This is a genomic window from Streptomyces sp. NPDC006265, from assembly GCF_040613555.1.
GTDB lineage: Bacteria > Actinomycetota > Actinomycetes > Streptomycetales > Streptomycetaceae > Streptomyces.
The window spans coordinates 1-8,535 of sequence record NZ_JBEXSH010000352.1 but is presented as its reverse complement, the minus strand read 5'-3'; the positions used below and the strand labels follow the sequence as shown (position 1 = coordinate 8,535).

The following is an 8,535-nucleotide window of genomic DNA, read 5'->3' as shown; positions in this document are numbered from 1 at the left end:
GGACGCAGGAGAGGGCGAGCACGGAGGCGACCGTGGGGCCGATCCAGGGTGTCCAGCCGAAACCGAACAGCGCACCCAGCAGGGGTGCGCCGGCGAGTCCGGCCACCGGCTTCCGGTGGAGGCGGAACTCTCGCTGGGTGAACCAGGGCATCAGACCCATGAAGAAGACGCCCATGAGGATCATGAGAACGCCGAGCACCTTGGACAGGACGTCCTTGTGCTCCTGGAGCGTGGCGCCGAAGTAGCCGAAAAGCGCCCCGGAGGAGACGAACACGACGGTGAAGCCGAGCACGAACAGGGAGGCGCCCGCGACCATCCGGCCGCGTCGCGCCTCGGCCAGGTCGGTGCCGGCGACCCCGGTCACGTAGGACAGATAGCCGGGCACCAGGGGCAGGACGCACGGTGAGAAGAAGGAGACGACTCCGCCGAGCAGCGCGATCGGCAGGGCCGCCAGCAGGGCGCCCTTGAGCACCGTGCCGTTGGGGTCCGCGACCGCTGCAAGGGTGGTGACTGCGCTCACGTCACTGCTCCGCTCACTTCTCGGCGACGACCGGCTTGAGCATCTTCAGCAGCCGTTCCTCGCTGAGCGCGGACAGCGAGCGGGCGGCGATCTTGCCGTCCCGGTCGAGGATGAGCGTGGAGGGGATCGCCTGCGGGTTGAGCGTGCCCTTCTTGAAGCGCAGCAGCAGCTTGCCGGTGGGGTCGTAGAGGCTGGGGTAGGTGATGTCCCAGTCCTTCTCGAAGGCGAGGGCCGCGCCGGTGGAGGTGTCCCGGGTGTTGATGCCGACGAACTGCACGCCCTTGCCGGCGTACTCCTTGGAGACCTTCGCGAAGTACTTGGCCTCGGCGCGGCAGGGGTTGCACCACGAACCCCAGACGTTGAGGACGACGACCTTGCCCTTGTAGTCGGCGACGTCGAGGGTCTTGCCGGCGATGGTCTTGCCGGACAGGTCGGGGACCGGGGTGCGCTCGCCCTGGGCGACGGTGGCGACGCCGTCGGTGCCGGTGACGAAGTTGGTGTCGCCGCCCCCGCCGGAGGTGCCGCCGGAGCCGCACGCGGAGACGAGCAGCGCGCCGGCGGCGAGACCGGCGGTCAGGGCGGCGTTACGGCGGACACGGCGGGTGCGCTCGGTCGCACGGGTCGTGCGGTTCGAACGCTGGGGGGCGCTGTCGGCACTCATGTGAAAAGTTTCGCATGCCCGTTCTGGGGGTCTCGCCCACCCCCCTTGCGGGCGGAAAACCGCATTTCAGGCGGCGTTCGGTGAGGCGTCTCCGCTGGGTGTGGAGGCCTTGCCGGTGAACTCCCGCCAGCCACCGGCCGGCTGCTGTCCGACGCCGAGCGTGCGGAGCTTTTCGAGCACCTCGGGCTTCTGCGCGTCCAGCCAGTCGGTGAACTGCCGGAAGGAGACGAGACGCACATCCGCGCCCTTCTCCTTCTCGCGCGCGATGTGCTTGAAGGCCTCCTCGACGGCATCCATGTAGATGCCGCCGTTCCACTGCTCGAAGTGGTTGCCGATGAAGAGAGGTGCCCGGTTTGTCTCGTATGCCCGCTTGAATCCTTGGATGTACGCCTGGGCCGACTGCTTCCGCCAGCCCGGGTAGTTGTGGGCGGGTGCCTTCGTGGTCGCGAGGGACTGGTTGGCGAGCATGTTGTAGTCCATCGACAGGACCTCGAAGCCACGGCCGGGGAAAGGTATCTGCTGCAGGGGCAGGTCCCATACGCCCTGGCGCTTGACGGGCCAGACCTGGAGGCCGCCGGGCGAGGAGGCGTCGTAGCGCCAGCCGAGCTCGCGGGCGGTGGGCAGCAGGTTGTCCTGGCCGAGCAGGCAGGGTGTACGGCCGCCGACGAGTTCCTTGTCGTAGTCGAACGGAAGCGACGGCAGGTCGGTCCAGCCGGTGTTGGTGCGCCACTCCTTCACGAAATTCTTGGCCTGGTCGATCTCGCTGCGCCACTGCGCCGGCGTCCAGTTCTTGACCGAGCCGTGGACCTCGCCGCAGAAGTGCCCGTTGAAGTGGGTGCCGATCTCGTGGCCCTCGAGCCAGGCGCGGTGGACGTTCTTCAGGGTCGCCTTGACGTGCTCGTCGGTGAGGTAGCCGATGTCGGAGGCGCCGCGGGGGTTGTTGGGCGGGTTGTAGAGGCGCTTCTTCGACTCGGGCAGCAGGTACAGCCCGGACAGGAAGAAGGTCATGCTCGCGCCGTGCTCCTTGGCGAGGTCCAGGAAACGCGGGAAGAGGCCGTTGCCGACCTCGCCGGCGCCGTCCCAGGAGAACACGACGAACTGCGGCGGGGCCTGACCCGGCTCCAGCGGCTCGGGCTTGGCGGGCTGGTGGGGCTGCTTGCCGGTGTGGGCGGTGGAGCCGTCGCCGATGGGGCGGGCGGTGGGCTTGGGCTTCGCCTTCGCTCCGTCCCGTGCGGAGTCGCCGCCGGAACCGTCGGCGTGGCCGGAGTCGTCCGAGCCCATGAGACCGCCGCATCCGGCGAGCGAGACGGCGGCGGCGGCTCCCGCGCCGAGTCCGAGCATTCCCCTGCGGGAGAGAGAGCGCATGGCATCCCCGATTCGTCACGTCGTGCTGGTCACTCAGTGAGAGGGCGTGAAGAACGGGGAGGTTCCGCTTATTTGCGCAGATTCCGTAACGAAGAAGTCGTAAACGATCAGAAGGGGGCGAAGAGAGAGGCGTACGCGCCTCCCGAACGCCCCGAACGCCCCGAACGCCCCGGGCGCGCTCCCGTCGCGGGGGCACCGCGGCGCCGGGTGCAGCGGGGTGCGCGGCTACCCGGGATTTCCGCCCGGGCAGGCGCGCTTGTCCACACCCTGTTGTCGCGTGCCGCGCCTACGCCCCGAAGGCCTTGGCCTGGCCCTTCACCGGCTTCGCGCCGGCGAGGAGGTGGGCCGGGACCAGGTCGCGGGCCGGTTCGGTGTAGCCGACGGAGACGATCCGGTCGCCCCGGTACGTGAAGGTCGTCAGCGAGGCGAGCGTGCACTGGCGCTTGCGCGGGTCGTGCCAGAGGCGGCGGCGCTCGACGTACGACCGGACTATCCAGATGGGCAGCTGGTGGCTGACCACGACCGCCTCGTGCCCCCGGGCCTTGTCCTTCGCCGCGCCCAGCGCGCTCATCATCCGCACGACCTGGTCCACGTACGGCTCGCCCCAGGACGGCCGGAACGGGTTGACCAGGTGCTTCCAGTTGCCCGGCTTGCGCAGCGCCCCGTCCCCGACACCGAACGTCTTGCCCTGGAAGATGTTGTCGGCCTCGATCAGCCGCTCGTCCGTGACGAGACCCAGCCCGTGCGCCTTGGCGATCGGCTCGGCCGTCTCCTGCGCCCGCTCCAGCGGCGAGGCGACGACGTGCGTCACATCGCGGCCGGACAGGTGCTCGGCGACCCGGTCGGCCATGCGTCGGCCCAGGTCGGAGAGGTGGTAGCCGGGAAGGCGGCCGTAGAGGATGCCGTCCGGGTTCGCGACCTCGCCGTGCCGCATGAGGTGGACGACGGTGATGTCCTCGGCGCTGTCGTTCCGCTGGTCGCTCATGCCCTCGCCTCCGCAGCCGCCCGGGCCGCAGCCGGAAGGGCGTCGGCGATCCGCTGCACGGCCCGCTCGTCGTGCGCGGTGGACACGAACCAGGACTCGAAGGAGGACGGCGGCAGGTAGACGCCGTCGGCGAGCAGCGAGTGGAAGAACGCGGTGAAGCGGAAGGACTCCTGCGTCTTGGCGTCCTCGTAGTTCCGCACGGGCCGGTCGGTGAAGAACACGGAGAACATGTTGGACGCGGTCTGCACCCGGTGTGCGACGCCCTCCTTGGCCAGGGCTCCGGTGACGAGCCCCTGGATCTCCTTCGACACGGCGTCGACCTTGGCGTACGCGGCGTCGTCCAGGAGCCGCAGCTGGGCGAGGCCGGCCGCGGTGGCGACTGGGTTACCGGAGAGGGTGCCGGCCTGGTAGACGGGCCCGGCCGGGGCGAGGTGGGCCATGACGTCCGCCCGCCCGCCGAAGGCCGCCGCGGGGAAGCCGCCGCCCATGACCTTGCCGAAGGTCATCAGGTCGGGGACGACGCCGTCGACCCCGAACCACCCGGCGCGGCTGGTCCGGAAGCCGGTCATGACCTCGTCGGAGACGTAGAGCGCGCCGTTCTCGGAGCAGAGGTCCTTCAGGCCCTGGTTGAACCCGTCGGCGGGCGGTACGACGCCCATGTTGCCCGGGGAGGCCTCGGTGATCACGCAGGCGACCTCGCCGGGGTGCGCCCGGAAGGCCTCGCGGACGGCGTCGAGGTCGTTGTACGGCAGGACGATCGTGTCGCCGGCCTGCGCGCCGGTGACGCCGGGGGTGTCGGGCAGCGCGAAGGTGGCGACGCCGCTGCCGGCCGCGGCGAGCAGCGAGTCGACGTGCCCGTGGTAGCACCCGGCGAACTTGATCACCTTGGTGCGCTGCGTGAAGCCGCGGGCGAGCCGGATCGCGGACATGGTCGCCTCGGTGCCGCTGGAGACGAGCCGCACCTGCTCGAGCGGCCCGACCCGGGCGGTCATCTCCTCGGCGAGCGCGACCTCGCCCTCACCGGGCGTGCCGAAGGATGTACCTCGGGAGACGGCGTCCTGCACGGCGGCGATGACCTCGGGGTGGGAGTGCCCGAGGATCATGGGCCCCCAGGAGCAGACGAGGTCGACGTACTCCCTGCCGTCCGCGTCCGTCAGATAGGGGCCGGTGCCGGACACCATGAACCGCGGCGTGCCGCCGACGGCTCGGAAGGCCCGCACCGGTGAGTTCACGCCGCCGGGCGTGACGGCCGCCGCGCGGTCGAACAGAGCCTGCGAGGCCGGTGCTTCATACGGATATGCCAGTTCACTCATGACCTGCGACTTCTCCGACCTTCTCCGACGCTGTCGGCCTCCGGGTGCCAGTGACCTGTTCAGGGTAGGCCAGGGGAGTGGGCGTGCGGGGCATGGGACAACCGGCCCCGCGCCCGCCGTCGTCTGCGAGACTGGTCCCTGATACACACAGCTCAAACGGCCCGGGGTGGTCGGAGGCTGCGGAGATCCTGCGGGCAGATGTTTCAGCGCACGTTTCGGCGGGCGGCCGTGGGGGAGGTCACTGACACGATGATCGGGTTGCGCGGCGGGGGCGACGCGTTCTGGAAAAGCAGTCGGGTGGAGATATGCATCGCGGTGGCGGACTGGGCGAGGGGACTGATGACCTGGGTCCTCGACGTGCCCGGCGGGGAAGGCACCGACGCGAGGCGGAGGACGCCCAGGAAGCGCGTCGGACACAGGACCGGCCGAGTGAACCGGAGCGGGCCGCCGGACGTACTGAACGCCAGGTGGACGATCTTCGGGCCGGGGGCAGCGGGAATGGTGGTCGGGTGGGGGTGACGTACAAGTACTTCGGTGCGCCCGACGGCGCGACCGCGGCCCGCGTCCCGATCTCGATGCGCCCCGAGGAGCTCGGCGGCGACGAGCTCGGCATGAACGGCATGTTCACGAAGATCAAGCCGGAGACCATGGCGGCCATGGTCCTCACGGGCATCGAGGGCGTCCCCCTGCACAAGGTCCCGCCCCTGGAACTGGTCGTCCTGCACCCCGACTACGCCGTGGTGAAACTCCCCATGACGGTCGTCGACCCCCTGCGCGGCATCGGCGAGGAAGCGGTGGGCGCGGCGGCCTTCATCTGGTCCACGGTCCCGGACCGGGGCGGCCCCCGCGACGCGTTCAACGTCTACCAACTGCTGCACGAGTGGCAGGACTTCAGCCATCGGTTGCATGAGGCGGGGCATCAGCCTTATTGCCTGGTGTGGCCCTGACCTGGGGTTTCAGGGGTTTCGGGCGGGGTTTCTGACCCCGCCCTCGTCATGTGCGGAGAGAGGCCGTCAGGCGGCCAGGGCACATTGAGGGCACATGGGTTTCGCTGTAGACACTGATGTGCCCTGGGTGCCAGGCCGGTCGTCCTCGTCTTCTGCCTCGGCTTCTGTGAAGACGTCGTCGATCGCCTTGCGCGTGCGGGTCTCGCTGGACGGCAGCAGGTGCGTGTACGTCCGCAGCGTGAAGCCCGGTTCCGAGTGGCCGAGGTACTCGGAGAGCGCCTTGATGCTCTCCCCCGCATCGAGGAGCACCGAGGCGTACGCGTGCCGGAGGGCGTGCATGCCGTCTTCCGGAGCCGCCTGGAGGTAGCGCGCCCCGCGCCGGCTGCTGAAGGTGGCCCGCTTCTCCTTCTACGCCTGGATGGCCGGCGAGCAGACCCGCGCCGCCCGCCGGGCCGCCGACGACGCCCTCGCCCACGAGATCACCGTCTTGCACATCGCCTCCCGGTGCACCTACTTCTCAAGGGCCAGGAGGCTCCGTGGGCCGAGTACGGCGCCACCGGCCTCGGCCCGCGCCACCTCGGGCTCCTCCTGAAGGACTTCGACATCAAGGCCGCCACCCTCCGCTTCGAGGGCGGCAGGCAGGCCAAGGGTTTCGCCCGCCTCCGCTTCACCGACGCCTGGGCGCGGTACTGCCCGGAGGCGACAATGCCGACATCCCAGTGCCGCTCGTGCGCTGCCGTGATCGCCGATGAGGATGGTGGCCGGGATGTCGGCAGCGGCAAGCTGCTCGCAGGCGGAGGGGGTGCGGTTGCCGGAGACGCGAACCATGAGCAGCTCACCGCGGACGGCTGCCTTCTTGCGGGCAGGCACGGCGGTGCGCAGGTGGCCGAGGGGAAGGTTGTGGGCGCCGGGCAGGTGGATGGCGACGTATTCGCCGGGGTGCGCACGTCGATGATGGTGTCAGCAGTGAGGGCAGCTGGTGCCGTGGGGATTTTTCCTTGCCCGGTTGGGGTTATCCCTTCTGTAAGATACCCAAGGGGGTATCCCGAAGGAGTGTGGGTTGTGGAACTGGCGATGGCGGCTGAGGAACTGAAGACGGTGGTCAACCGGCTGCGCCGGGCACAGGGCCAGATCGCCGGTGTGATCAAGATGATCGAGGAGGGGCGGGACTGCGAGGACGTCGTCACCCAGCTCGCTGCGGCGTCCCGGGCTCTGGACAAGGCCGGTTTCGCGATCATCGCCACCGGTCTGCAGCACTGCCTGACCGATGCGGACATGGCTGCTTCTGGTGACCGGGAGCAGATGCGTACCCGACTGGAGAAGCTGTTCCTCTCTCTGGCCTGAGCGTAGGTGCCGCGGCATCCGATCACCCGCCTGTTTCCTCAGATGAGCACGACGATCAGCATGAAGGCGGCTACGGCCAGCAGCACGGTGGCAGGGAGCACGCTGAGCCGACCGGCAGGCTGGTGCGGATGTCTGCCTCTCAAAGCGTCGGCACGGCGACCGGGGGATGGTGAGGAAGTCTCCGCCCGCCCGGCCTGGGTGAGGGTACCGGCCCATGCGGGTGTCCTATGGTGGCCCGCAGCCGTCGCCGGAAGAGGAGACGTCTGCGCACGGGTAGCGCGCCTTGGCCGCATGCCTGGCATGTGAAAGGGGAGGGGTCCGGTTCCGGATCCCTCCCGTCTTTTCGGGTGGTTCATCGGTTGCGCAGTGCGGCCAGTGTGTTGTCGAGGTCGGCGGCGCGGGGACGGTTGTGGGGCAGCTTGGCGAGCATGGCGGCCATGCCGCAGGTGTTGGTCAGGGCGGAGAAGACCAGACCGCCCGCGATGCCGGCGGAGAGCAGCTGGAAGGCGGGGTGGATGACGAGCCCGAGCAGCAGGCCGAGCAGCACGATCACTCCTGCGGTGAGCCTCACCTGCCGCTCCATGCCCCAGGTGGCGCGCGAGGCGCCCTGCGGGCGGTGCAGCTCATGGCCGTCGGCCGCCCAGGCGCCGGTGCCTCCCGACAGGGTGGCGGCCCTGACGCCGTTCTCCGCGAGGATCCTGCCGGCGTTCTCGGAGCGGGCACCCGAGGCGCAGACGACCAGGACGTCACCGCGTTCGGCGGCGTGCCGGATGTCGGGCAGTGCGCGCTGGATCTGGTCGAGGGGGATGTTGAGTGCGCCGGGGAGGTGACCGCCGGCGTATTCGCCGGGGGTACGCACGTCGAGGACGGTCAGTTCGTGCAGTCGGGTGCGCGCCTCGTCGGTGGCGAGGGCCGTGGGTGTGGTCATGGCAGATGTCCTTACGGGTGCGGAAGTTGTGGTGGAGCTTGATCTGACGGGAGCCGGGCCGCAGGCGGTGCTGAGATACGCGCGCCGGCCGGAGAAGCTCTCCCGGTCCCTGTTCCTGGGCTGTTGACAGCCCTCGTGTTCAGACGATCACGTCAACGAGCATGAAGGCCGCCACCGCCAGCAGGACGCCGGCGAAGATTTTCTGAAGGGTAGTGCCGGAGATCTTCGTCGCGAGGCGTTTGCCGTCCCAGGCGCCGAGGATCGCCGCTCCGGTGAAGGGGCCGATGATCTCCCAGTGGAGCCCGCCACTGGTGCCGGTGCGAGCGGCAAGCGCGGCGAGTGAGTTGACCGTGATGACGAGCAGGCTGGTGCCCACCGCCCGCCGCATGGCCAGTCCCAGGACGCCCACCAGGGCGGGCACGGCGAGGAATCCCCCGCCGACTCCCAGGAAGCCCGTCACGGCGCCCAGGCC

Annotated in this window: 10 protein-coding genes and 2 pseudogenes; 4 read left to right on the top strand and 8 right to left on the bottom strand. The window is 69.8% G+C overall.

Going from position 1 to position 8,535, the window contains the following annotated elements:
* The 5 genes from ABZ281_RS25955 to hemL all read right to left on the bottom strand — a co-directional run.
* Window positions 1-520: cytochrome c biogenesis protein CcdA (locus tag ABZ281_RS25955; protein ID WP_356659159.1), on the bottom strand; the 520-nt coding region annotated here is incomplete at its 3' end.
* A 13-nt stretch (window positions 521-533) separates the two neighbouring features.
* The gene (locus tag ABZ281_RS25950; protein WP_356659157.1) at window positions 534-1,181 is read right to left on the bottom strand and encodes a TlpA disulfide reductase family protein; all 648 of its coding nucleotides are present in this window, start codon (window positions 1,179-1,181) and stop codon (window positions 534-536) included.
* Between the two features lie 66 nt (window positions 1,182-1,247).
* On the bottom strand, window positions 1,248-2,546 hold the full coding sequence (locus ABZ281_RS25945) for a hypothetical protein (protein ID WP_356659155.1): 1,299 nt from the start codon (window positions 2,544-2,546) through the stop codon (window positions 1,248-1,250).
* Window positions 2,547-2,832: 286 nt separating this feature from the next.
* A complete protein-coding gene (locus ABZ281_RS25940; protein WP_356659153.1) occupies window positions 2,833-3,531 on the bottom strand; it encodes a histidine phosphatase family protein in 699 nt (232 codons plus the stop codon).
* Window positions 3,528-4,844, bottom strand: a complete 1,317-nt coding sequence (gene hemL, locus ABZ281_RS25935; protein WP_356659151.1) for a glutamate-1-semialdehyde 2,1-aminomutase — start codon at window positions 4,842-4,844, stop codon at window positions 3,528-3,530. The genes ABZ281_RS25940 and hemL overlap by 4 nt, the downstream gene beginning before the upstream one ends.
* A 509-nt stretch (window positions 4,845-5,353) precedes the next feature.
* On the opposite strand from hemL, the gene ABZ281_RS25930 reads away from it, so the two are divergent.
* The gene (locus tag ABZ281_RS25930; protein ID WP_003974483.1) at window positions 5,354-5,791 is read left to right on the top strand and encodes a hypothetical protein; all 438 of its coding nucleotides are present in this window, start codon (window positions 5,354-5,356) and stop codon (window positions 5,789-5,791) included.
* A gap of 66 nt (window positions 5,792-5,857) precedes the next feature.
* On the opposite strand, the pseudogene ABZ281_RS25925 reads toward ABZ281_RS25930, so the two are convergent.
* A pseudogene (locus ABZ281_RS25925) lies at window positions 5,858-6,169 on the bottom strand (tyrosine-type recombinase/integrase); the annotation flags it as partial.
* A 13-nt stretch (window positions 6,170-6,182) separates the two neighbouring features.
* On the opposite strand from ABZ281_RS25925, the gene ABZ281_RS25920 reads away from it, so the two are divergent.
* The 3 genes and pseudogenes from ABZ281_RS25920 (at window position 6,183) to ABZ281_RS25910 (ending at window position 7,135) form a co-directional block, all read left to right on the top strand.
* A complete protein-coding gene (locus ABZ281_RS25920; RefSeq protein ID WP_356659161.1) occupies window positions 6,183-6,383 on the top strand; it encodes a hypothetical protein in 201 nt (66 codons plus the stop codon).
* Window positions 6,305-6,490 (top strand): annotated as a pseudogene (locus ABZ281_RS25915) (DUF3631 domain-containing protein); the annotation flags it as partial. The gene ABZ281_RS25920 and the pseudogene ABZ281_RS25915, both read left to right, overlap by 79 nt.
* 363 nt (window positions 6,491-6,853) lie before the next feature.
* Window positions 6,854-7,135 carry a metal-sensitive transcriptional regulator gene (locus ABZ281_RS25910; RefSeq protein WP_010358257.1) on the top strand — a complete coding sequence of 94 codons (282 nt, stop codon included), beginning with the start codon at window positions 6,854-6,856 and terminating at the stop codon, window positions 7,133-7,135.
* Window positions 7,136-7,487: 352 nt separating this feature from the next.
* On the opposite strand, the gene ABZ281_RS25905 is transcribed toward ABZ281_RS25910, so the two are convergent.
* Both ABZ281_RS25905 and ABZ281_RS25900 read right to left on the bottom strand, forming a co-directional pair.
* Window positions 7,488-8,063: a rhodanese-like domain-containing protein gene (locus tag ABZ281_RS25905; RefSeq protein ID WP_356659149.1), complete on the bottom strand. Its 576-nt coding sequence runs from the start codon at window positions 8,061-8,063 to the stop codon at window positions 7,488-7,490.
* A gap of 139 nt (window positions 8,064-8,202) precedes the next feature.
* Window positions 8,203-8,535, bottom strand: a 333-nt coding sequence (locus ABZ281_RS25900; protein ID WP_356659147.1) for a TSUP family transporter, incomplete at its 5' end; no start/stop codon positions are given.